At 71.0% G+C, this 20,661-nt stretch carries 22 protein-coding genes; 8 read left to right on the forward strand and 14 right to left on the reverse strand.

Annotated features, from left to right (window positions below):
• The first annotated feature begins 11 nt into the window (after nt 1-11).
• From V6S02_RS10965 to aztD, 3 genes are read left to right on the forward strand one after another with little or no spacing between them, the layout of a single operon-like run.
• Nucleotides 12-1,256, forward strand: coding sequence for an ABC transporter (locus tag V6S02_RS10965; protein WP_336400907.1), 1,245 nt, complete (start codon nt 12-14; stop codon nt 1,254-1,256).
• Nucleotides 1,253-2,185, forward strand: coding sequence for a zinc ABC transporter substrate-binding protein AztC (gene aztC, locus V6S02_RS10970; protein ID WP_336400908.1), 933 nt, complete (start codon nt 1,253-1,255; stop codon nt 2,183-2,185). The genes V6S02_RS10965 and aztC overlap by 4 nt, the downstream gene beginning before the upstream one ends.
• A 30-nt stretch (nt 2,186-2,215) precedes the next feature.
• Nucleotides 2,216-3,427 carry a zinc metallochaperone AztD gene (gene aztD, locus V6S02_RS10975; protein ID WP_336400909.1) on the forward strand — a complete coding sequence of 404 codons (1,212 nt, stop codon included), beginning with the start codon at nt 2,216-2,218 and terminating at the stop codon, nt 3,425-3,427.
• A 67-nt stretch (nt 3,428-3,494) separates the two neighbouring features.
• Here the strand turns inward: aztD and V6S02_RS10980 are convergent, their stop codons facing one another.
• From V6S02_RS10980 to V6S02_RS11000, 5 genes are all read right to left on the reverse strand, one after another.
• Nucleotides 3,495-5,072, reverse strand: coding sequence for a multicopper oxidase family protein (locus V6S02_RS10980; protein WP_336400910.1), 1,578 nt, complete (start codon nt 5,070-5,072; stop codon nt 3,495-3,497).
• Nucleotides 5,073-5,257: 185 nt separating this feature from the next.
• On the reverse strand, nt 5,258-6,652 hold the full coding sequence (locus tag V6S02_RS10985) for a dihydrolipoamide acetyltransferase family protein (protein ID WP_336400911.1): 1,395 nt from the start codon (nt 6,650-6,652) through the stop codon (nt 5,258-5,260).
• Between the two features lie 8 nt (nt 6,653-6,660).
• Nucleotides 6,661-7,704: an alpha-ketoacid dehydrogenase subunit beta gene (locus V6S02_RS10990; RefSeq protein WP_124291924.1), complete on the reverse strand. Its 1,044-nt coding sequence runs from the start codon at nt 7,702-7,704 to the stop codon at nt 6,661-6,663.
• Nucleotides 7,701-8,798 carry a thiamine pyrophosphate-dependent dehydrogenase E1 component subunit alpha gene (locus V6S02_RS10995; protein ID WP_336401653.1) on the reverse strand — a complete coding sequence of 366 codons (1,098 nt, stop codon included), beginning with the start codon at nt 8,796-8,798 and terminating at the stop codon, nt 7,701-7,703. The genes V6S02_RS10990 and V6S02_RS10995 overlap by 4 nt, the downstream gene beginning before the upstream one ends.
• An 82-nt stretch (nt 8,799-8,880) precedes the next feature.
• A complete protein-coding gene (locus V6S02_RS11000) occupies nt 8,881-10,008 on the reverse strand; it encodes a histidinol-phosphate transaminase (protein WP_336400912.1) in 1,128 nt (375 codons plus the stop codon).
• 121 nt (nt 10,009-10,129) lie between these two features.
• On the opposite strand from V6S02_RS11000, the gene V6S02_RS11005 reads away from it, so the two are divergent.
• Entirely contained in the window at nt 10,130-10,528 is a 399-nt protein-coding gene (locus V6S02_RS11005) for a phage holin family protein (protein ID WP_124291926.1), read from the forward strand.
• On the opposite strand, the gene V6S02_RS11010 is transcribed toward V6S02_RS11005, so the two are convergent.
• Together V6S02_RS11010 and V6S02_RS11015 are read right to left on the reverse strand one after the other, a co-directional pair.
• The gene (locus tag V6S02_RS11010; RefSeq protein ID WP_336400913.1) at nt 10,497-11,879 is read right to left on the reverse strand and encodes a hypothetical protein; all 1,383 of its coding nucleotides are present in this window, start codon (nt 11,877-11,879) and stop codon (nt 10,497-10,499) included. The two genes, V6S02_RS11005 and V6S02_RS11010, sit on opposite strands and share 32 nt — an antisense overlap.
• The gene (locus V6S02_RS11015; protein ID WP_124291928.1) at nt 11,876-12,166 is read right to left on the reverse strand and encodes a hypothetical protein; all 291 of its coding nucleotides are present in this window, start codon (nt 12,164-12,166) and stop codon (nt 11,876-11,878) included. Before V6S02_RS11015 ends, V6S02_RS11010 begins: the two co-directional genes overlap by 4 nt.
• A 135-nt stretch (nt 12,167-12,301) precedes the next feature.
• Between V6S02_RS11015 and V6S02_RS11020 the strand changes: the two genes are divergently transcribed.
• From V6S02_RS11020 to V6S02_RS11030, 3 genes are all read left to right on the forward strand, one after another.
• Nucleotides 12,302-12,823, forward strand: coding sequence for a low molecular weight protein-tyrosine-phosphatase (locus V6S02_RS11020; protein WP_124291929.1), 522 nt, complete (start codon nt 12,302-12,304; stop codon nt 12,821-12,823).
• Nucleotides 12,824-12,859: 36 nt separating this feature from the next.
• Entirely contained in the window at nt 12,860-14,242 is a 1,383-nt protein-coding gene (gene purB / locus V6S02_RS11025) for an adenylosuccinate lyase (RefSeq protein ID WP_336400914.1), read from the forward strand.
• A gap of 136 nt (nt 14,243-14,378) precedes the next feature.
• Nucleotides 14,379-15,119: a YqjF family protein gene (locus V6S02_RS11030; protein ID WP_124291931.1), complete on the forward strand. Its 741-nt coding sequence runs from the start codon at nt 14,379-14,381 to the stop codon at nt 15,117-15,119.
• A 4-nt stretch (nt 15,120-15,123) separates the two neighbouring features.
• Here V6S02_RS11030 and V6S02_RS11035 read toward each other — a convergent pair whose 3' ends face one another.
• From V6S02_RS11035 to V6S02_RS11055, 5 genes are all read right to left on the reverse strand, one after another.
• Entirely contained in the window at nt 15,124-15,447 is a 324-nt protein-coding gene (locus V6S02_RS11035; RefSeq protein WP_124291932.1) for an amino acid transporter, read from the reverse strand.
• Nucleotides 15,444-16,127, reverse strand: coding sequence for an acyl-CoA synthetase (locus V6S02_RS11040; protein ID WP_336400916.1), 684 nt, complete (start codon nt 16,125-16,127; stop codon nt 15,444-15,446). Before V6S02_RS11040 ends, V6S02_RS11035 begins: the two co-directional genes overlap by 4 nt.
• A gap of 101 nt (nt 16,128-16,228) precedes the next feature.
• Nucleotides 16,229-17,122 carry an aminoglycoside phosphotransferase family protein gene (locus tag V6S02_RS11045; protein ID WP_336400917.1) on the reverse strand — a complete coding sequence of 298 codons (894 nt, stop codon included), beginning with the start codon at nt 17,120-17,122 and terminating at the stop codon, nt 16,229-16,231.
• Entirely contained in the window at nt 17,119-17,367 is a 249-nt protein-coding gene (locus V6S02_RS11050) for a hypothetical protein (protein WP_336400918.1), read from the reverse strand. Before V6S02_RS11050 ends, V6S02_RS11045 begins: the two co-directional genes overlap by 4 nt.
• A 37-nt stretch (nt 17,368-17,404) precedes the next feature.
• On the reverse strand, nt 17,405-18,037 hold the full coding sequence (locus V6S02_RS11055; protein ID WP_124291936.1) for a TetR/AcrR family transcriptional regulator: 633 nt from the start codon (nt 18,035-18,037) through the stop codon (nt 17,405-17,407).
• A 202-nt stretch (nt 18,038-18,239) separates the two neighbouring features.
• Between V6S02_RS11055 and V6S02_RS11060 the strand changes: the two genes are divergently transcribed.
• A complete protein-coding gene (locus V6S02_RS11060) occupies nt 18,240-19,154 on the forward strand; it encodes an SDR family NAD(P)-dependent oxidoreductase (protein WP_336400919.1) in 915 nt (304 codons plus the stop codon).
• Nucleotides 19,155-19,158: 4 nt separating this feature from the next.
• Here the strand turns inward: V6S02_RS11060 and V6S02_RS11065 are convergent, their stop codons facing one another.
• Both V6S02_RS11065 and V6S02_RS11070 read right to left on the reverse strand, forming a co-directional pair.
• The gene (locus tag V6S02_RS11065) at nt 19,159-19,794 is read right to left on the reverse strand and encodes a DUF1016 N-terminal domain-containing protein (protein WP_336400920.1); all 636 of its coding nucleotides are present in this window, start codon (nt 19,792-19,794) and stop codon (nt 19,159-19,161) included.
• Between the two features lie 67 nt (nt 19,795-19,861).
• The gene (locus tag V6S02_RS11070) at nt 19,862-20,650 is read right to left on the reverse strand and encodes a bestrophin-like domain (RefSeq protein WP_336400921.1); all 789 of its coding nucleotides are present in this window, start codon (nt 20,648-20,650) and stop codon (nt 19,862-19,864) included.
• Between the last annotated feature and the right edge of the window lie 11 nt (nt 20,651-20,661).

Genomic DNA, 20,661 nt, shown 5'->3' on the forward strand with positions numbered 1-20,661 from the left:
GGAGAGAATCCATGCGTTCCCGCGTCTTCGCCCTCACCGTCGCCGTCCTCGCCGTCGGTCTCACCGCGTGCGCCGGCACCCCGGCGACCGCCCCCTCGTCCGAAGCCTCCGCCGCCGACGACGATCACGGCGAGCGCGCGGGCGCCACCGAGCTCACCGAAGCCCCGCTGGGACTGACGATGATCGACGCGGCCGGCACCGTGACCCACCTCGACCTGTGGGACGAGAACGTCTCCGACCTCGGTGCGATCGCCCCGCCCCGGAGCGTCGCGAGCGACGGGCGCTACCTCTTCGCCGAGACCCCCACCGGAGTCGAGATCGTCGACTCGGGCGTGTGGACCTGGGACCACGTCGACCACTTCCATTACTACCGCGCCTCCCCCGAGATCCTCGGGACGGTCGAGGGGCAGGGTCCGGTGCGCGTGGCGACGACGAACCAGTCGATGTCGGGGAGCACCGGGTTCTTCTTCGAGGGCTCGGGTGAAGCGGTGCTCCTGGACACCGAGGCTCTCTCACGCGGCATGCTGACCGAGCGGTTCCGGCTCGAGGTCACGCCGCACGACGGCCTGGTGGTCCCCGTCGGATCGTTCGCGCTGGTCACCGAGGCGGGGCCGGACGGCCGAGTCGAGCAGGTCGCCGCGTACACGGGCGACGGCGCCCCGGTGGGGATGCAGGCGGCGTGCCCTGACGCGCGCGGCACGATCACGACCCGCGTCGGCGCCGTCATCGGATGCCGCGACGCGGCCCTCCTCGCGGAGGTCGTCGCCGGCGAGCTCACGCTCTCGCGGATCCCGTATCCGCCCGGTACGACAGCAGCCCCCGCGGAGTCGTTCCACAACCGGGAGGGGCGCCCGACCGTGGCGGCTCTCGCTGGAGAGTTGGGCGCGGACGGGATCTGGCTGCTGAACACCCGCGCGCAGACCTGGACGCTCCTGCCCGCACCCGAGCCGTTGGTCACCGTCACCGCGGTCGACGACGACGCCGACACCGTGCTCGGCCTGACCGGGGACGGGCGTCTGATCGTGATCGACGGCACCGACGGCGCCGTGCGGGCTCGGACCGAGCCGCTCGTCGCAGCCTCGATCGACGACGCCGGCGCACAGGTTCCGGCGATCGTCGCCGACGCGCAACGGGCGTACGTGTCCGGACCCCGGGAGCAGAAGCTCTTCGAGATCGACTTCGCCGACGATGCGCGCATCGCGCGCACCTTCGACACGGCTGCGCCGTTCGAGTTCACCGCGGGGACCGGGCGATGAGCGCGCGTCGGACGCCGCGAGGGCGGCTCGTGGCGGCACTCCTCGTTGCGGGGTTGACGGCGTCGATGCTCGTCGGGTGCGCAGCGGTCGGTGACGAGCGTCCGCTCGTCGTGGTGACCACCAACATCCTCGGCGACGTCGTCGAAGAGCTCGTCGGAGGCGAGGCGGAGGTCCTCACACTGATGAAGCCCAACGCCGATCCGCACTCGTTCGAGATCTCGGCGCAGGAGGCGGCGCGGCTGCGCAGCGCCGACCTGATCGTCTCGAACGGACTCGGCCTCGAGGAGGGTCTGCAGCAGCACCTCGATGCGGCAGCGGCCGACGGCGTCGCCGCTTTCGTCGCCGGCGACGTGATCGACGTCCTCGCCTACCGCGACGGCGACGCGGCCGGCACCCCCGACTCGCACTTCTGGACCGATCCCGCGCGGATGCGTGACGTGGTGGATGCGCTGGAGCCGGTGCTGTCCGACCTCGACGGAGTCGCGTCGCCCGAGGTGACCGCACGCAGCGCGGAATACCGGTCCGCGATCGACGAGCTCGACGCCGAGATGACGCGGGCCTTCGCGGCGATCCCCGCCGAACGGAGGGCTCTGGTGACCAACCACCATGTGTTCGGCTACCTCGCCGACCGCTTCGACTTCGAGGTCGTGGGTGCGGTCATCCCGGGGGGCACGACCCTCGCCGCCCCGTCCGCGTCCGATCTGGCCGATCTCGTCACGGCGGTCGAGAGAACAGGCGTGCCGGCGATCTTCGCCGAGTCGTCCTCGCCGGATCGACTCGTCCGCGCGCTCGCCGAGGAGGCCGACGTCCATGTCGATGTCGTGGAGCTCTTCACCGAGTCGCTCACCGACCCCGAGGGCGGCGCTCCGGACTACCTGACCATGATGCGCGTCAACACCGAGCGCATCTCCACCGGACTCTCCCGCTGAGGGTCCACCCCCATCAAGAAGAAAGGCATCATGCGCACTTCCCCTTTGCGCCGCGCGGGCATCACCGCGCTCACCATCGGAGCGGTCGTGACCCTGGCCGCGTGCTCGTCGGGCGCCGCAACCGGTTCCGCCGCACCGGCGACGCCCGACTCCCCGTCCGCCTCCCCCGGTCCTCGTGTCGCGGTCGGTTATGAGGGCGGGGTCGTCGTCCTCGACGGTGACACTCTCGAGCCGGTCGCCGAATTCGACTCCGAGGAGTTCATCCGCCTGAACCCGGCCGGCGACGACCGGCACGTGATGGTGACGATGAGCGAGGGCTTCCAGGTGCTCGACACCGCCGCGGGGACAGCGGAGGAGCCCGAGCTCACCGATCTCGTGTTCGAGGCCGACAAACCCGGCCACGTCGTCCGGCACGCCGGCAAGACGATCTTGTACGCCGACGGCACGAGCGACACCACCATCTTCGACACCGCCGACCTCGCGGCATCCGAGGGTCTTCCCGACGTGGAGACGATCGAGGGTGTGGAAGCGCATCACGGTGTGTCGATCGTCCTCGAGGACGGGACCTTCCTCACCACCGTCGGCAACGCCGACGGCCGCAGCGGCATCACCGCCCAGGACGCAGGTGGAGCGGTCATCGCCGAGACCGATCAGTGCCCGGGCGTGCACGGCGAAGGGACCGCGAAAGATGAGGTCGTCGTGTTCGGGTGCGAGAACGGCGCGCTGATCTACGACGGCGGCGAGATCGTCAAGCTCGATTCGCCGGATCAGCCCTACGGCCGTATCGGGAACGCGTTCACGACCGAAACCAGCCCCATCGTGCTGATGGACTACAAGAACGATCCCGACGCAGAGGGGGTCCTGCTCAGCGCGGTCACCCTCGTCGACACCGACGCGCGCACCCTCGAGGTCATCGAGATGCCGGAGGGGGCGCAGTACACCTTCCGCGACCTCGCGCGGGGGCCCGGCGACCTCGGGTACATCCTCGCCTCCGACGGCTCGATCCACGTCCTCGACCCGACCTCGGGTGAGTTCGTCGACGAGTTCCCGGTGATCCAGGCTTGGGAGGGCCCGGCGGAGTGGCAGGACCCGCACCCCGCCATCCTCGTGTCCGGCGACATCGCCTACGTGACCGAGCCCGCCGCGAACGCGGTCCACGCCGTGGATCTCACCACCGGCGAGGTCGTCGCGACGACCGAGCTCGACGCCGTTCCGAACGAGTTCGCCGTCGCTGCCGGCTGACATCGACGAACGCGCACGCCCCCCGTCGCCTCGGCGGGGGGCGTGCGCGTTCGCACGACCGGTCGGGTCAGTGGCGGTGTCCGGCGGTCGCGTCAGGCGGAAGGGTCGTGACCGCGGTGTCGGAACCCGGCTCCACCACCAGGAACTGCGCCATCATGCCCGCGTCTTCGTGCCGCAGCAGATGGCAGTGGAGCATGAGCGGATGACTCGCGTCGGCGTGATCGAAACGGAGCACCATCTCCACCTCGACCCCGGGCGGGAGGTACAGGGTGTCTTTCGGTCCCGCAACGGCTGCCGGAGGATCGTCGCCGCCGTACCGCGTGACCTCGAAGTGGACACCGTGCACGTGGAAGTTGTGGGGGTAGGGCATGTCGTTCCGCACCCGCCAGCGTTCGATCGTGCCGCGCTCCACGACCGCATCGACCCGCTCCATCGACATCGCCTGACCGTTGATCTCGGTGCCGTCGAGCACCCACTCCCGCGTCATGACCGCATCGGCGGCGTCGAGCGGGTCAGCCGGTGCGAGCACCGGCGGAATCGTCCCGCGGCTCTCGAGGTCGTCGGCGGCGCGGAGCTGCAGAACGTCGAAGCGGTCGGCGCCGCCGTTGCCGCCCCCGAAGACCGGGAGGACGCCACCGAGGTCGGGGCTCTCGCTGCGCAGCACGGTGGTCTCGCCCGGCGTCATCCGGACGAGGATCTCCGCCCGCTCCCCGGGCGAGAGCTGCAGGCTCTCGGTCTCCCGGGGCGCGGGCAGCAGTCCGCCGTCGGTGGCGATGTGCGAGAAGGCTCGTGCGTCATCGAATCCGAAGGCGTAGACGCGCGCGGTCGACGCGTTGACCAGGCGCAGCCGCACGACGTCCGTCGCCACTGTCAGGTACGGCGCGAGCGTCCCGTTCACGAGGATCTCGTCGCCGAGGTGTCCGGATGATCCGCCGTCGCGCTGACCGAGCGCGCCGGTTTCGGCGTCGAGCGCGACGTCTTGCATGATGACGGGGATGTCGTCGACCCCGTACTCGGCCGGGAGGGGCAGACCCGCGGAGAGCGCGTCGTCGATCAGGAACAGCCCGGCGAGCCCCCGTCGCACATGCTCCTCGGTGGCTCCGTGCGGATGCGGGTGGTACCAGAGCGTGGCGGCCTCCTGGTCGATCGTCCACTGCGGAGACCAGGTGCCGCCGGGGTCGATCGGCTGGTGCACGCCTCCGTCCATCTCACCCGACAGCCGCATCCCGTGCCAGTGGACGCTCGTCGTCTCATCCAGCCCGTTCGTGACGTCGATGCGCACGCGGTCGTTCTGCGCGGCACGGATGGTGGGCCCGAGGTAGATCCCGTTGAAGCCCCACGTGGGAGTCTCGAGCCCCTTGACGAACGCCGTGGAGCCGGCTCGGGCATCGAGCGCGAACACCTTGGTGCCGTCGGGATCGATGACGGGCTCGAGGAGCTCGGGGATCGCCAGGGGGGTGTCGAAGTCGACGGCGCCGACCGTGTCGACGGCCGGGGCGTTGCCGATGCCGGTGGCGTAGGCGGCCCCCACGCCTGCGGCCGAGACGACGAGGGTGGCGACGATGCCGATGACGACCTTCGGGCGGCGGAGGCGGGGGCGGGCAGGGCGGTCGGGGCTGTCGGGGCGAGGAGGAAGGGCGGACATGTCTCCACGCTCGCGGACCGCGCCCTTCGCCGGCACCGGGGAGACCCGACGCTTCCCGGGGGTTTCCCACCTCTCGACGACCCTGCTACCCGGCGAGAGTGCATCTGGCCGCCGAGGGTGCGGGGTCCACCCGCATTCTCGGCGCGCCGATGCACTCTCGCGGAGAGAAGGGGAGGCGGGGCGGGTCAGTCGAGCAGGAGCGCGGGCTCTTCGAGGATCGAGGCGACGTCGGCGATGAAGCGCGACATCCCGTCGCCGTCGATCACGCGATGGTCGAACGACCCGGCGACGGTGGTCACCCAGCGCGGGCGCACCTCGCCGTCGACGACCCACGGCTTCTGGCGGATCGTGCCGAGCGCCACGATGCCGGCTTCACCGCCGTTGATGATCGGGGTGCCGGCATCCATCCCGAACACCCCGATGTTGGTGATCGTGATCGTGCCCCCCTGCTGGTCGGCGGGGGTGGTCTTCCCGTCGCGCGCGGTGAGGGTCAGCCGCTCGAGCGCGCGAGCGAGGTCGCGCATCGACAGGTCCTGCGCGTCCTTGATGTTCGGGACGAGGAGTCCGCGCGGGGTCGCCGCGGCGATTCCGAGGTTGACGTAGTGGTGCAGCCGGATCTGCGCGCCGCCATCGCCGTCGATCCACGAGGCGTTGACCATCGGCGTCCGCCGCACCGCCCAGATCACCGCGCGGGCCATGATGAGCAGCGGCGAGACCTTGATGTCGGCGAAGTCGGGCGAGGCCTTCAGCCGCTTGACGAGCTCCATCGTGCGCGTGGCGTCGACGTCGGTCCAGACCGACACGTGCGGCGCCGAGTAGGCGGTGCGCACCATGCTGTTCGCCACGGCCTTGCGCACACCCCGGACGGGGATCGACTCCTCGCGTCCGTCGTCCTCCGTCGCCGATCGTGCCGGACCGGACGACGAAGGATCGGATGCCGCTGCTGCGGCCGGCTCGGGGGCGCGCGAGCCCGCACCGCCGACCGGGATGGTCTCCTCGCGGACATCCCCCCACTCCGGGGTCTGGATGTTGCGGAAGACACTCGCCTGCGAGGCGTGGCGCATCACGTCGTCGCGGGTGACCTCCCCCGCCGCCCCGCTCGGTGTCACCGCGGCGAGGTCGACGCCGAGGTCGCGTGCAAGCTTGCGGATCGGGGGCTTGGCGACGACGCCGACCGACTGGGTGACCGGACGCTCGGCGGGCTTCCGGCGCCGTGACTGCACGGCGCCCGCGGAGCCGTATCCGACGAGCACCGAGCCCGACTCCTCCGACTCCGCGCGCTGCTCGCCGTGCTCGCTCTGTCCGACGGTGACGGGGGGCACCGGCGGGGCCCCCGCATCCGCCGGGTCGATCGTGATGATCGGCGCGCCGACGTTCACCGTCGCCCCCTCGTCCGCGAGGAGCTCGCCCACGCGCCCCGCGAACGGGGAGGGCAGCTCGACGAGCGACTTGGCGGTCTCGATCTCGACGATGACGTCGTTGACCGCAACGGAGTCGCCCGGGGCGACCCGCCACGTCACGATCTCGGCCTCGGTCAGACCCTCCCCGACGTCGGGGAGGAGGAACGTCTGGGTGCTCATGGGACTCCTCAGTAGGCGAGGGCGCGGTCGACGGCCTCGAGGATGCGGTCGGCGTCGGGGAGGTAGGTGCCCTCGAGCTTGGCCGGGGGGAAGGGGGTGTCGAAGCCCGACACCCGGAGGACGGGCGACTCCAACGCGAAGAACGCCTTCTCCATGACGGTGGCGGCGACCTCGCTGCCGAGCGAGGTGAACCCGGGCGCCTCCTGCGCGTAGACCATCCGGCCGGTGCGGCGCACCGAGTCGAGCACCGGGCCGTAGTCGACGGGCGAGAGCGACCGCAGGTCGATGACCTCGCAGCTGGTGCCCTCCGACTCGGCGAGCGCAGCGGCCTGCAGCAGCGTGTGCACCATCGCGCCATGGCCGACGAGCGTGACGTCGGTTCCCCGGCGCACGAGGCGCGACGCGTGGAGCGGCAGCGCGGGCGCGCGCGTGTCGACCTCGCCCTTCTGCCAGTAGCGGCTCTTGGGCTCGAGGAAGATGACCGGGTCGTCCGACGCGATCGCCTCCTGCATCATCCAGTAGGCGTCGTTGGGGGTCGAGGGGCTCACCACACGCAGACCGGGGGTGTGCGTGAAGTAGGCCTCGGGGCTCTCCTGATGGTGCTCGACCGCACCGATGTGACCGCCGTAGGGGATGCGGATGACGATGGGCATCCGCACAGCCCCCTCGTGCCGATTCGTGATCTTGGCCAGCTGCGAGGTGATCTGGTCGAAGGCGGGGAAGACGAATCCGTCGAACTGGATCTCGAGCACGGGGCGGAATCCCGCCATCGCGAGTCCGATCGCCGTGCCGACGATGCCCGACTCGGCCAGCGGCGTGTCGATCACCCTGCGGTCGCCGAACTCGGCCTGCAGCCCCTCGGTGACCCGGAAGACGCCGCCGAGGCGCCCGATGTCCTCGCCCATCAGCAGCACGCGGTCACTGCCGGCCAGGGCGGCGCGGAGCCCGAGATTGAGGGCCTTCGACAGGGGAAGGGAGCGGATGACGCCGGCGTCGGCCGGGTCGCCCGCGGGCTCGGGCGCGGGGGTCGAGATCGGCTGAGCGGTGGTCATGACGTCCCCTCCTCGAACGACGCCTCGTAGTCGGCGAGCCAGCGCTGCTGCTCGTCGATGAGCGGGTGAGGCTCGGAGTACACGTGGTCGAACATGAGGTCGGTCGGGACGCCGCCGAGGGCGTTCGTGCGCACGCGCGTGTCGTCGGCGAGGGCCCGGGCCGAGGCTTCGACATCGGCGAAGAACGCATCGGAGGCGCCGCGCGAGCGCAGGTAGGTCGCCATGCGGGCGATCGGGTCGCGCCGAGCCCAGGACTGCTCCTCGTCGGAGGTGCGGTACTTCGTCGGGTCGTCGCTGGTGGTGTGGGCGCCCATCCGGTAGGTGATCGCCTCGATCGCGCGGGGTCCCTCACCCGTGCGCGCCTCGTCGAGCGCGACGCGGCTCACGGCGTAGCCGGCGAGCACGTCGTTGCCGTCGATCGGGATGGCGGGGATGCCGTAGCCGTCGCCGCGGCGGTACAGCGGCGAGCGCGACTGCGTCGAGACCGGCACGGAGATGGCCCACTGGTTGTTCTGCAGGAAGAACACCTCGGGCGTCTGGTAGCTGGCGGCGAAGACCATCGCCTCGTGCACATCCCCCTGACTGGAGGCCCCGTCGCCGTAGTAGACGATCACCGCCTCGTCGCGCTCGAGATCGCCGGTGCCGCTGCGACCATCGAAGACGAGTCCCATCGCGAGTCCGGTGGCGTGCAGCGTCTGCGCGCCGAGCACCAGCGTGTAGATGTGCGTGTTGCCGTTGCGTGGATCGGTCGGATCCCAGCCGCCGTGGGTGAGTCCGCGCATGAGGCGGATGATGTCGACCGGGTCGACGCCGCGGATGCGGGCGACCACGTGCTCACGGTAGGACGGGAAGACATGGTCCTGGGCGCGCGCGGCGCGGGCGGAGCCGACCTGGGCGGCCTCCTGCCCGAAGCTCGGCGGCCACAGGGCGAGCTGACCCTGGCGCTGCAGGTTCGTCGCCTGCACGTCGAAGGCGCGGATCTCGGCCATGTCGCGGTACAGCCCCTCGAGCTCGGCGTCGCTCAGCGCGTCGATGACAGCGAGATACGGCTCGGCCGCGGGCGTCGGTGACAGCGTGCCGTCGGCATCGAGGATGCGGACGAAACGGGCGTCGGGAACCGGGTCTCCCGAAGCGGCGGGGTCAGACGAGGCGGGGCCTGCGTGCAGAGTCACCGTTCTACGCTAGCCGCCGGCCCGGATGGGCTTCTGGGAGGTCTCTCACAACGGAGGCCGCGATTCGTAGGACGTGATCCACAGACTCTTCCTCACCGACCGAGATCCGGATGCCGTCGCCGGCGAACGGACGGACGATGAGTCCGGCCTTGTCGAACGTCTCGGCGATGGCCACGGTGTTCTCGTGCGCGGGAAGCCACACGAAGTTTCCCTGCGCCTCGGGAACGGCCCAGCCGGCATCGCGGAGAGCCTCGGCCAGCCGGTCGCGGCGGGCGGCGATGTGCCGGACGCGATCGAGGAGCTCGTCCTCGGCGTCGAGGCTCGCCAGTGCTGCCGCCTCGGCATGCGCCGTGACCGACAGCGGGATCGCCGTCGTGCGCGCGGCATCGAGGATGCGCGGGTGCCCGATGGCGTATCCGACGCGGAGAGCGGCGAGACCGAACGCCTTGGAGAAGGTGCGGAGCACCACGACGTTGGGCAGCTCCGCCCCGCCGCGCGTGCGGTTGCCGAGCACGGTGAGTCCATCGACGGCACCGGGGGCGGTGACGAACTCGGCATACGCCTCATCGAGGATCACGAGGATGTCGGAGGGCACACGTCGCATGAAGGCGTCGAACTCGTCCTGACCGACCACCGGTCCGGTGGGGTTGTTCGGGCTGCAGACGAGGATCGCGCGGGTGCGGTCGGTGATCGCGTCGGCCATCGCACCGAGGTCGTGACGGGAATCGGCGGTCAGCGGCACCTGCACAGGGGTGGCGCCGGCGAGCACCGCAAGCCACGGGTAGGCCTCGAACGAGCGCCAGGCGTAGACGACCTCATCACCGGGTCCGGACGTGGCCAGCACGAGCTGAGCGAGGATCGAGACGCTCCCCGCACCCACGTGCACCTCGTCGACGGTCACGCCGAACCGTGCGGCCAGGCGCTCACGGAGGCGCGTGGCCGTGGCATCCGGATACCGGTTGAAGGCGCTGGCCGACCGCACCGCCTCGAGCACACCCGGCAGCGGGTCGAACGGGTTCTCGTTGCTCGAGAGCTTGAAGGCGTCGGGCCCCGCCTGCGTGCCCTGCTTGTACGGCGGCAGGGAGGCGATGCCGGGGCGCACGCGAACCGGGATGTCTGCAGCGTCGCTCACGGCACCGAGTCTACGGCGGGATGACCCCCGGGCCACGGGCAGGCTGATCCCGGCGGACGAAGGGCATCGCGACGCGCGTCAAGGTCTCGCGGGCGCCGGTGCGGCGTGGCACACTCACCGCATGGGCTTCCTCATCCGCGTGGTCGTGAACGCGTTCGCGATCTGGGTCGTCACCCTCATCCCCGCACTCCAGGTCTTCGTCATCCCGTTCGCGCCGGGAGAGACGCTGCAGCTGGTCCTCACCCTGCTGCTCGTGGCGGCCATCTTCGCGCTGGTGAACACGGTCATCGGAACGGTCATCAAGGTGCTGGCCTTTCCGCTGTACATCCTCACCCTCGGCCTGATCGGGCTGCTCATCAACGCGTTCCTGCTGTGGCTGACCGCGTGGTTCACCCAGTGGTGGAGCTTCGGGCTGCGCGTCGAGGAGTTCTGGTGGGGCGGCATCATCGCCGCGCTCATCATCTCGGTGATCAACTGGATCGCCGGCATCATCCTGCGTCCTCGCCGCCGCGAGGACTGAGCCGCCCGGCAGCCGGCGGCTGCGGGCGCGCCGCCGCGTACTCGGTGACGGCGACACCTTCCGCCTGACCGAGCCGTGCGAACACCTCGTGCACGGTGGCGACCCTCGGATCGCCCGACGCGTCGACCAGGGCCGCGCTCTCGGCATAGCTGCGCATCGAGTGCGCCGGCACCGTCGCATCCACCACTCCGGAGTCGGCGTGGGCCTCGCGCTCGGCGGTGAAGCTGCCCGGCGCCCCGACCGCGGTTTCATGTCCGCCCCCGGCGAGCACCGCGACGGGGTCGTCGGAGTGACGGATCGCGACGGCCAACGTGTCGGCGCCCACGTCGGCCTCGACGGGCGATCCGAACGAGACCATCGTGGCCATGTCGTACGGCCCTTCCAACGCCAGGTGCGCCGCGATCATCGCCCCCTGCGAATGGCCGAAGGCGTGGACGGTGTCGCCTGGCTTCGCGCCCGCCGCCTCCAGGGCGGCGAGGGTCGCCTCGTACGACGCCGAGCGGTTGCCGGTGTACAGCTCGGCGTTGGACTGCACATCCCAGGGATCCTCGCCCCCGACACCGAGCGACTGCGTGCCGGCGACGTACACCGCGAACTGCTCGGTGCCGTCGGGCATCGTGTACTTCTCCACGCGAACCCGCGCCTCACCCGCTCCCGGCATCCGAGCTGCGGCTGACGCCAGGTCGGGGGGCGCCGTGGTCATCCGCGGCGGCGGAGGCGTCGACCACAGCACCACCGCCGACGGCTCACCGTCGAGGCGCGCGTCGCGCGAGAGGCGTCCCCACCCGCCGACACCGAAGATCGCGGCGGTGCCGAGCGTGGCACCACCGAGCGCGACGCCCCCGATCGCCGCGCCGAGCTCGCTGAAGATGCCCCCGAGTTCGCTTCCGGTCTCGGTCGCCTGACGCACGAGGTAGCTCGGCCACATCACCGCCCGATCGAAGCGGGCGATGAACGCCTCGCCCTCGGCGCCGGGGAACAGCCGCAGCAGCTCGGCGCGTCGGCGTTCGACGGCGGTCACCCCGGCACCGTCGCCGCGCGCCGACAGGGCGGCGTGCTCGGCGTCCAGCTCGACCAGCTCGTAGACGGCAGCGGCGTGGCGGAGGTCACCGGCGATCTGCACCGCCTGCACGATCGTGGCGTCGAGATCGCGCGCGAAGACGCTCGCCGCCCCGGCCGCCGCCCACCCGAACCGCCGTTCGTCGGCGAGTTCGGCACGAGCGGCCCCGAAGCGGCGCTGCAGCACGTCGAGGTCGTCGATCATCCGATCGAAGCGCCCCGCCGCCTCGAGGAGCGATTCGGTGTCGACCGAGACCGCGCCGCCTCCGCGGATCTCGAGGCCATCGCTCACCAGCATCCCTCCGCCATCGATGCCGCCCGGTCACCGGCGCACTGCGCCTCGAAGATGACCGTCTCGAGCTGGCAGGTGAGGCCCGAGACATCGCCCGCCCACCGTGCGGCCTTGTCGTGGAAGGCTTCGGCGGCCCGGGCGCGCCAGCCGGTGGCGTGATCGAGGGAGCGGGCGGTCATCGCCGCGTCGGCGAGCGCGAACGCGACGGAGCGCAGCTCGCGGACGACGGCGGCGAGCGCGACCGCACTCGCCTCGGCACCAGGAGAGCAGGTGGCGGTGGAGAGCATGGGACGATGATCGAGGTCCGGCTGTCCCCGCGGGGGCGGGTGCGGCGATCTGTGAGGGGATGGCGCCGAACGCCGGGCTGTGCAGGAATGGTCGACGCCCTTGCACGCCGCGTCTTCACCCCCAGAATGGAATCCATGTCCGCGAGCGCCTCGCCTCCCGCGCCGTTCCGCGTCGTGTTCGTGTGCACCGGGAACATCTGCCGTTCCCCCATGGCCGACGTGGTGTTCCGGGCTTTCGCCGACCACGCCGGGCTCGCTTCGCGGGTCGTCTCCACGAGCGCGGGCACCGGCGACTGGCACGTGGGCGAACGCGCCGACGAGCGGACGCTGGCGGCACTGGAGCGTCGCGGCTACGACGGTTCCCGCCACCGGGCGCGCCAGTTCACGCAGTCGGATTTCGAGCGCACCGACCTCATCGTGGCCCTCGACCGCAGCCACGAACGGATCCTCCGCGGTTGGGCGCCCTCCGACACCGACGCCGACAAGATCGCTCTGCTCCGCTCCTTCGACTCCGCGGCCGACGGCGTGGACGTGCCCGACCCCTACTACGCGGGGCCCGCGATGTTCGATCAGGTGCTCGCTATGATCGAGAACGCGAGCCGGGCGCTCTTCCGGCAGCTGGAACCCGCCATCCGTCCCGCGACCACGTCTCCGTGAGGTGCTGACGCGGGGCCGCGTCGTCACGGGAGCATCGTGCCCTCTCTTCCCCCTCAGCCGCTCAGCCCGCTCGACGGGCGCTACCGTGCCGCGGTCGCACCGCTGGCCGACTACCTCTCCGAGGCGGGGCTGAACCGCGCCCGCGTCGAGGTCGAGGTCGAATGGCTGATCACCCTGACCGAATCCTCGCTCTTCGGCACCCGGCCGCTGTCTCCGGCGGACAAGGACCGCCTGCGCGTGCTCTATCTCGACTTCGGGCAGACCGAGATCGACTGGCTCGCCGAGAAGGAGGCGGTCACCCGCCACGACGTCAAGGCCGTCGAATACCTCGTGCGCGATCGCCTGACCTCCCTCGGGCTCGACGGCATCGCCGAGCTCACGCACTTCGCGTGCACGAGCGAGGACATCAACTCCACCGCCTACGCCCTCACCGTCAAGCGCGCGGTGCACGAGGTCTGGCTGCCGAAGCTCCGCGAGGTGATCGCCGCGCTCTGGCATCTGGCCGACGAGCACCGGGATGCCGCGATGCTGGCGCGCACGCATGGACAGCCCGCGACCCCCACGACCATGGGGAAGGAGCTGGCGGTGTTCGCCGGGCGTCTGGAGCGGGTGGCCCGCGGCATCCAGGGGTCTGAGTACCTCGCGAAGTTCTCGGGAGCGACCGGCACGTGGTCGGCGCATCTCGCCGCCGACCCGCAGGTGAACTGGCCGACGCTCTCGCGTGAGTTCATCGAGGGCCTGGGGCTCGACTTCAACCCCCTCACGACCCAGATCGAGTCGCACGACTGGCAGGTCGAGCTCTACGACCGTGCGCGTCACGCCGGCGGCATCCTGCACAATCTCGCGACGGATGTCTGGACCTACATCTCCCTCGGGTACTTCGCGCAGATCCCCGTCGCCGGCGCGACCGGGTCGTCGACCATGCCGCACAAGATCAACCCGATCCGCTTCGAGAACGCCGAGGCGAATCTCGAGATCGCGGGGGGCCTGTTCGCCACGCTCGCCTCGACGCTCGTGACCTCGCGCCTGCAGCGCGACCTCACCGACTCGACCACGCAGCGCAACATCGGTGTGGCCTTCGGCCACTCCCTCCTCGCGCTCGACAACCTGCTGCGCGGTCTCGGCGAGATCTCGCTGCGCCGCGACGTGCTGCTGGCCGATCTCGACGCGAACTGGGAGGTTCTCGCCGAGGCGATCCAGACCGTCGTGCGCGCCGAGATCGCCGCGGGCCGCTCGCAGATCACCGACCCGTACGCGCTGCTGAAGGACCTCACCCGCGGGCGCCGCGTGGGCGGGCCCGAGCTGGCGGAGTTCGTGCGCGGGCTCGACATCGGCGACGAGGCGAAGAAGCGGCTGCTCGCCCTTACGCCGGCCGGGTACGTGGGTCTCGCCGCCGACCTCGTGCCGCCCGCGCGCTGACCTCCGCACGCCGCCCACCTCCCTGTTCCCCCGCCTCCCTGCCCCGCAGCCCTCTCGCCCTTCGGCGCGCGACGGTGGCGGGGACGGGGCGGAAGAGCGGGAGCCGGGATGCCACGGGGCGCGGGAGAATCGAAGGGTGACCCTCGAGCGCGGTGCCCCGCCGCTGTCGCGGCGCGCCGTCATCTCCCAGCGCTGGAGCGACGCGGTCTTCCTGCACTGGCGGGTCGAGCCCGACGCGGTCGCGCCGCTCCTCCCCCGCGGGGTCGAGCCCGACGTCTTCGACGGATCGGCGTGGGTCGGGCTCGTCCCGTTCGTTCTGAGCGAGTTCCGATTCCTGCCGCTTCCTCCGGTGCCGTTCGTCGGCACGTTCCGCGAGATCAACGTCCGCACCTACGGCGTCGACGCCGCCGGGCGGCGCGGCGTCGTCTTCCGCACCCTCGAGGCCGAGCATGTGGCGCCGGTGCTCGCGGCGCGGGCGATCTTCGGGCTTCCCTACCGGTGGGCGCGGATCGGGATGCGCGACACCGGCCCGCTCATCGAGTACCGCTCCCGGCGCCGCCGCCTCGACGGCCGCGCCGTCGGCCCGGGAACCCGCATCGCCGTCGAACGCGACACCGAAGCCGTCGACACCGCGCTGTCGCGCTTCCTCACGGCGCGGTGGGGGTTCCACGAGACCCACCTCGGGCAGACGATCTGGGCGGCCAACGAGCACGTGCCGTGGCCGCTCGTCGAGGCGCGGGTGCGCGCGCTCGACGACGCCCTGGTGTCCGACGCCGGATTTCCTCGCCTGGCCGGCCGGACGCCGGATTCCGTGCTGGCGACGCCGGCGCAGCATCCGGGGTTTCACACCCGCTTCAGCCGCGCCCTCCGCGTCTGAGCCGCTACGGGGTGGTCGACCCGCCGGTGGGTGCGTCGGGCGCGTCGGCGGGGTCGTCGTAGAGCACCGGGCGATCCATCGGCTTCTGCACGGTCGCGGGGTCGACGGCAAGGAGCAGCAGCGAGAGGATCAGCAGGGTGACGATGAACGTCACACCCGCGACGATGCCGGCGACCACGAGCGCTCGTGAGGCCTGCTCGCCGCCGCCCTGCTGGAAGAACCCCATCGACATGAGGGTGACGAATCCCGCGAAGAGCGCGGCCCCGAAGGCGAGGCCCAGCAGCTGAACGGGCTTGAGCAGATCGCGTCGGGTGAGCTTGTCGGTCATCGGGAATCCTCCGGGGACGACACCTCAGCGGTGTCATCGATGGGTGCGGCGGACGGGGAATCCACCTCGGGGCGCGGCGAGAAGCCGGCGATCGCCAGCCACACCGCGATGATGGCGGCATAGCCGCCCAGGATGCCGACACCGATCGTCGTGCCGGTGAGGGTGAAGGTGCCCGCCTCGTCGATGGTGTACTCCAGCGCGTACGACACCGGCACCGAGATGAGAGCGACGCTCAGCACGAGGGTGATGAGGCCCACGGCCAGACCGTCGCGGGCTTCCCGGGCGGCCACGGCGAGCTCGGGCGCGCCGCGGGAGAGGCGCACCTCACGCCACGACGACAGCGCCTCGGTGAGTCCGGTCGCGAGGGCCCAGGTGGCGACGATGACCACGAACGTGACCTCCGATCGCCACGCCGGGATGCCTCCCGCCATTCCGGCGACGATGCTGAGGATGCCCATCACAATGGCCTGCCACCGCGCGCCGGCGGGATAGACGAGCCAGGCGGCGAGGAGGAAGACCAGACCGGTCGCGATCGCGAATCCGCTGAAGACCGACAGTCCGATCGAGGCCGAATGATCGGGCGAGAAGGTGATCATCACCGCGACGATCGCCGCGAAGAGGGCACGCGCCAGCTGCAGGTCGCGCGCACGGAAGGCGCGGGGCGTGGCAGCAGCAGGCATGACGGCGTTTCAGACGGGGATCGGGGCGTTTCCAGTGTAGGCCGTGGGCGCCTGGCGGATTCGGCGATGCTTCACCGGCGAGAGAAGCGGATGCCGCGGGCTCACGCCCCCTCGAACAGCCGGTCCAGCACGCGCCGCGCCTCCGACACGTGCGCACGATGCGGGCTGTCGATCATGAGAAGCGCCTTCCACAGCGCCCAGCCGCGTCCGCGAGCCCATGTTCCGTCGTCGACGGCGAGATCACGGCGGAAGACCGCCGCCGCGGGTCCGTCGAAGAAGGTCCACACGATGACGGTGTCGCAGGCGGGATCGCCGACGGCGCTGCATCCGAAGTCCACCACCGCGCCGAGCCGTCCGTCGCGGACCAGCAGGTTGTTGATGGACATATCACCGTGCACCCACACCGGCGGCCCGTCGAAGGCTGCGGCGAGGGCGTCTCGCCAGATCCCCTCGGCGAGGTCGCGCTCCCGGCCGGAGACACGATCGACGATCGCCACCGTCTCGTCGTGGTAGTGCGCCAGGGGACCACCGCGGTAACCGCTGTGCAGACCCGGGGCCGGGCCATCGGCGGCGTCCACGGCGCGGAGGGCGACGAGAAAGGCGGCGAGGTCGGCAGCGAACTCCCGGGTGTCATCGATCTCGACGACAGCTGCCGGGTCGCCCTCGATCCAGCCGTAGATCGACCACGGGCCCGGAAAGGCGCGAGAGGGGCGTCCGATGCCGTGCAGGGTCGGGATCGGAAGCGGCAACGACCGCGAGAGGTGCGGCAGCCACCGTTGCTCCTTCGCCACCTGCGGTACGTATCCGGGCGCCGAGGGCAGGCGGACCGAGAGCGCACCTCCGAGGCGGAACATGCGGTGGTCGTTCCCGCCGTACGGCACCCCGCGCACCGGCAGGTCGACCCATGCGGGGAACTGCTCGGCGATCAACGACCGGACGAGATCTTCGTCGATTCGCGATGCATCGATGTCGCCGATCGGATGCTCCCCGGTCACTGCTGCGGGCAGAACATGCGCGGCCGGGCGCCGGTGCGGTCGAACGTGTGCTGCGACATGGGCGCGCCGCAGAGGGGGCAGGGTCGCTCGGCGCGTTCGGGCTCGGGCTCGGTGTCATAAGGCCCGACCGCGGCGGGCCCGGCCTTGCGGATGAGCACGGCGTTCATCCAGTTGAACCAACCGCCCTCCTCGCGCATCCGCTCCTTGAGGGGCTTTCGCGCGGGGCGGGGCTCGGAGGGGGACATACCCCTCACCCTACGCTCGCGCATCGCGGGCGTCCGGTCAGCCGAGCTTGGGGAGAACCCGGTGCAGCAGCCTCTCGATCGCGGCGGGATCGATGTCGGGGATGCGGCCGTCAGCGGCCTCGGCCGCCCAGCTGCGGCCGATGTAGCGCATCAACCCGGCGACGAGCGACACGATGAGCCCCGCCTGGCGCTCGCGCTCCGCGGGGTCTTCATCGGGGTACTGGTTCTTCAACCGCAGCACCAGGATCTCGCGGACCTCCGACTCGACGGCCTCGATACGCTCCAGCTGGCGGGTGATCAGCATCGGGTTGCTCCCGATCGCGCGGATGCGCCGGGCCAGCTGCTCGGGGTCGGCGTCGAGCCCGCCGGGGTCGACCCGGATGAGCTGCGCCGCGCCCGCCAGCAGCGGCCCGGTGGAGACGATGAATTCGCGCGCCGCGCGCTCGTCGACCGTCGGCGGATCCACGCCCAGCAGAGCCGCATCCTTCGTCTTGAAATGGTTGAAGAAGGTGCGCTGGCTCACTCCGGCGAGCTCGCAGATCATGTCGACCGTGACCGCCTCGTAGCCGCGCTCGAGGACGAGATCCGTCGCCGCACGCTCGATGGCGCGGGTCTTCTCGATCGCGTCCTTCCGCCGGGGGGCGGGTCGTGCGGGCGGGGTGGTCGACATGATCTGCGGCTCCTTCGTCACTCCGACCGTAGCGACTCGACGAGGTCCTGCCGGTCGGCTCGGCGCGTCGAGTGCTTCGGAGGCAGCGGATGTCAGCGGGGAACCCGACTGGCGCCCCGGCTGCCGAAGAAGGAGCCGACCTGATACGTGGACATGATGTCTCCTCACCGCTGGCGTTGCGCGATGATGGCACGCAGGCCAGGTGCGGCTCCAGGCCTGGACGACGACCGGGAATCGTGCCTGGTGGCACAGCCGAGGAGAGGACGCGATGGAGCGGACCAGCCAAGACGACCCCGCGCGCGGCGCCGTCGTGCTCATCACCGGCGGCGCGCGGGGGATGGGTGAGTTGTACGCGCGGCGAGCGGTCGCCGCCGGCGCCCGCTCCGTGGCGCTGTGGGACATCGATGAGGAGCGGGCGACCGCACTGGCGGCCGACCTCGGTCGGTCGGGCGTGGACGTGCGCGCCTACGCCGTCGACGTCTCGCAGCCGGAGTCGATCCGCGACGGGGTCGCACGTGTGCGCGACGACGTCGGGGCACCCGACATCCTGATCAACAACGCCGGCATCGTCCGTGGGGCGCCGTTCTGGGAGCACGATCCCGTCCGTGACATCGAGGCGACGATGCGGGTCAACACGCTCGCGGCGATGTGGCTCACCCGGGAGGTGCTCCCCCACATGATCGCCGACCGCTCGCGGCCGAAGCGCATCCTCAACATCGCCTCGGCCGCCGGGACCCTCGCCAACCCGCGCATGAGCGTGTACGCCGCGTCGAAGTGGGCGATGATCGGGTGGAGCGAGTCGGTGCGGCTGGAGCTCGCCGCCGCCGGTCACCGCCACATCGCGGTGACGACGTTCTGCCCGAGTTATGTCTCCACCGGGATGTTCGCCGGCGCCCGCGGGCCCCTGCTGACCCCCATCATGACCCCGGTCCAGGCGACCGCGGCCGCCTGGCGTGGAATGCGCCGCGGCACGCCGATGGTGCTGCGCCCCTGGACGGTGAAGCTCGCGATGGCCCTCCGCGGCGTGCTGCCGACGAGGGCCTGGGATGCCATCGCGGGCCGGGTGTTCCGCGTCTATTCGTCGATGGACGCCTTCACCGGACGCGCCGGCGACTGACGGCTCACTCCGCCACGGGGAGGCGGGCTGCGCGATCGAGGTCGATCCCCACGGCGAGGAAGCCGACGGTGTCGGGGTCGGCGCTCAGCTGCTCGGCGAGGGCGGAGTCGACGCGACGGAGCGCCGCGGCGAAGTTCTGCGGCGCGTCGGTGTCGTGCTCGTGCCGGGCCGCGTCGATGTGGCCGATCAGCTCGGTGCGGCTCCAGGTGTGCTGCACGGCCTTTCCGGCGTACCACTCGCGAAGACGCTGATCTTCGAGGCGGGTGAGCAGCTCGACGACATGGCCCCACGGCAGCTGTCCGACCGGCTGCTGAACGATCCCGCCGCGCGGGGGCCACGAGGCGGCGAAGTCGCGCATGCGACGAAGGGCCTCGACCGTGAGGCTCGTCATGGTCGGGTAGGTGTGACGGAGCCGGTGCGCGAGCGCCTCCAGCGCAGCATCCTGGTCTTCGGCGGCATTCTCCTGCGAGAGGATCGTCGCGCCGATCTGCCAGTACAGGCCGATCACCTCCGCGTTCGCACGGCGCTGGAGGGTGTGACGCGCGGCCTTGATCTGGCGGACCAGCGTCTCCACGGTGTTCTCGACCGCGACGCTTTCGACGGCACCGTCTTCGGTCGCGGCCTGGGCATCCTCGCTCATCACGTCAGCATGTCGCACAACGGTGCGATCACGACAGATCGGCGCCCGAGGAGATCTCCGACAGCGATCAATCCGCGCGATCGAAGAGCCACTCCTGCACCTCCTCGAAGTACTCCGTGTCGACCGCGACCGGCCCCATGTAGGGGTGATCGAAGCTCGCGATGGTGAAGATGACGATGGCCACGTACGACGCGAGCACCGCCGCCATGACGAGGTGAGTACGCAGCCGTCCCATCTGGATCATCCCGATCAGCACCGCCGTGATCGCCGCGCCCGAGTACAGGACGAACCACAGGATGCCGGGGAGCTCCAGCCCGATCACCCCGATCCGCGCGCTGCGCGCCGACATGAACTCGTTGAACGACCAGATCGCCGCCGCATGGACGTTCGCCTCCCCCTCACCCTCGGGCTCGAACGAGAAGAGAACCTCTTCGATCGCGGCGACCTCCGCCACGGACTGCGAGGGGATGCGTCCCTCGCGCTGCGCCTCCCAATCCACCTCCCGGACGTGGTCGACGTAGGAGACGATCAGCGCCTGGAGCTCCCCTCGCTCGGGCTCGGGGAATCCGGCCGTGTCGCGATAGAGCACCGCGACCGCCGATGCCTCATCCCTCACGATCTCCTCGACACCGCGGTAGTTCTCGTACGAGGCGGCGGCGATGAGCGCGAGGGTCACGCCGTAGAGCACGCCGAAGGTCGCCATCACGTAGGCGAGGATCCGGTCCCACTCGCGCATCTGCTTCTTGTCGCCCGGCACCCAGCGACGCAGCGCGATGACGATCAGCAGCGACGCCGCGACGAAGAGGATGACGAAACCGGGCAGCGCGACCCCGACCGGCAGCTGGTAGAGCCACATGAATGGCATTG

Source organism: Microbacterium sp. CCNWLW134 (assembly GCF_037083565.1).
In the GTDB taxonomy this organism is placed as follows: domain Bacteria; phylum Actinomycetota; class Actinomycetes; order Actinomycetales; family Microbacteriaceae; genus Microbacterium.

Bases quoted from the DNA above. Each gene is read 5' to 3' on its own strand.
- V6S02_RS11050 (WP_336400918.1), bottom strand. From the start codon at position 17,367: ATGTCCCCCTCCGAGCCCCGCCCCGCGCGAAAGCCCCTCAAGGAGCGG.
- V6S02_RS10980 (WP_336400910.1), bottom strand. From the start codon at position 5,072: ATGTCCGCCCTTCCTCCTCGCCCCGACAGCCCCGACCGCCCTGCCCGC.
- aztC (WP_336400908.1), top strand. From the start codon at position 1,253: ATGAGCGCGCGTCGGACGCCGCGAGGGCGGCTCGTGGCGGCACTCCTC.
- V6S02_RS10985 (WP_336400911.1), bottom strand. From the start codon at position 6,652: ATGAGCACCCAGACGTTCCTCCTCCCCGACGTCGGGGAGGGTCTGACC.
- V6S02_RS11020 (WP_124291929.1), top strand. From the start codon at position 12,302: ATGTCCGCGAGCGCCTCGCCTCCCGCGCCGTTCCGCGTCGTGTTCGTG.
- V6S02_RS11005 (WP_124291926.1), top strand. From the start codon at position 10,130: ATGGGCTTCCTCATCCGCGTGGTCGTGAACGCGTTCGCGATCTGGGTC.
- V6S02_RS11015 (WP_124291928.1), bottom strand. From the start codon at position 12,166: ATGCTCTCCACCGCCACCTGCTCTCCTGGTGCCGAGGCGAGTGCGGTC.
- V6S02_RS10965 (WP_336400907.1), top strand. From the start codon at position 12: ATGCGTTCCCGCGTCTTCGCCCTCACCGTCGCCGTCCTCGCCGTCGGT.
- V6S02_RS11035 (WP_124291932.1), bottom strand. From the start codon at position 15,447: ATGACCGACAAGCTCACCCGACGCGATCTGCTCAAGCCCGTTCAGCTG.
- V6S02_RS10990 (WP_124291924.1), bottom strand. From the start codon at position 7,704: ATGACCACCGCTCAGCCGATCTCGACCCCCGCGCCCGAGCCCGCGGGC.
- V6S02_RS11055 (WP_124291936.1), bottom strand. From the start codon at position 18,037: ATGTCGACCACCCCGCCCGCACGACCCGCCCCCCGGCGGAAGGACGCG.
- V6S02_RS11040 (WP_336400916.1), bottom strand. From the start codon at position 16,127: ATGCCTGCTGCTGCCACGCCCCGCGCCTTCCGTGCGCGCGACCTGCAG.
- aztD (WP_336400909.1), top strand. From the start codon at position 2,216: ATGCGCACTTCCCCTTTGCGCCGCGCGGGCATCACCGCGCTCACCATC.
- V6S02_RS11065 (WP_336400920.1), bottom strand. From the start codon at position 19,794: ATGAGCGAGGATGCCCAGGCCGCGACCGAAGACGGTGCCGTCGAAAGC.
- V6S02_RS11070 (WP_336400921.1), bottom strand. From the start codon at position 20,650: ATGTGGCTCTACCAGCTGCCGGTCGGGGTCGCGCTGCCCGGTTTCGTC.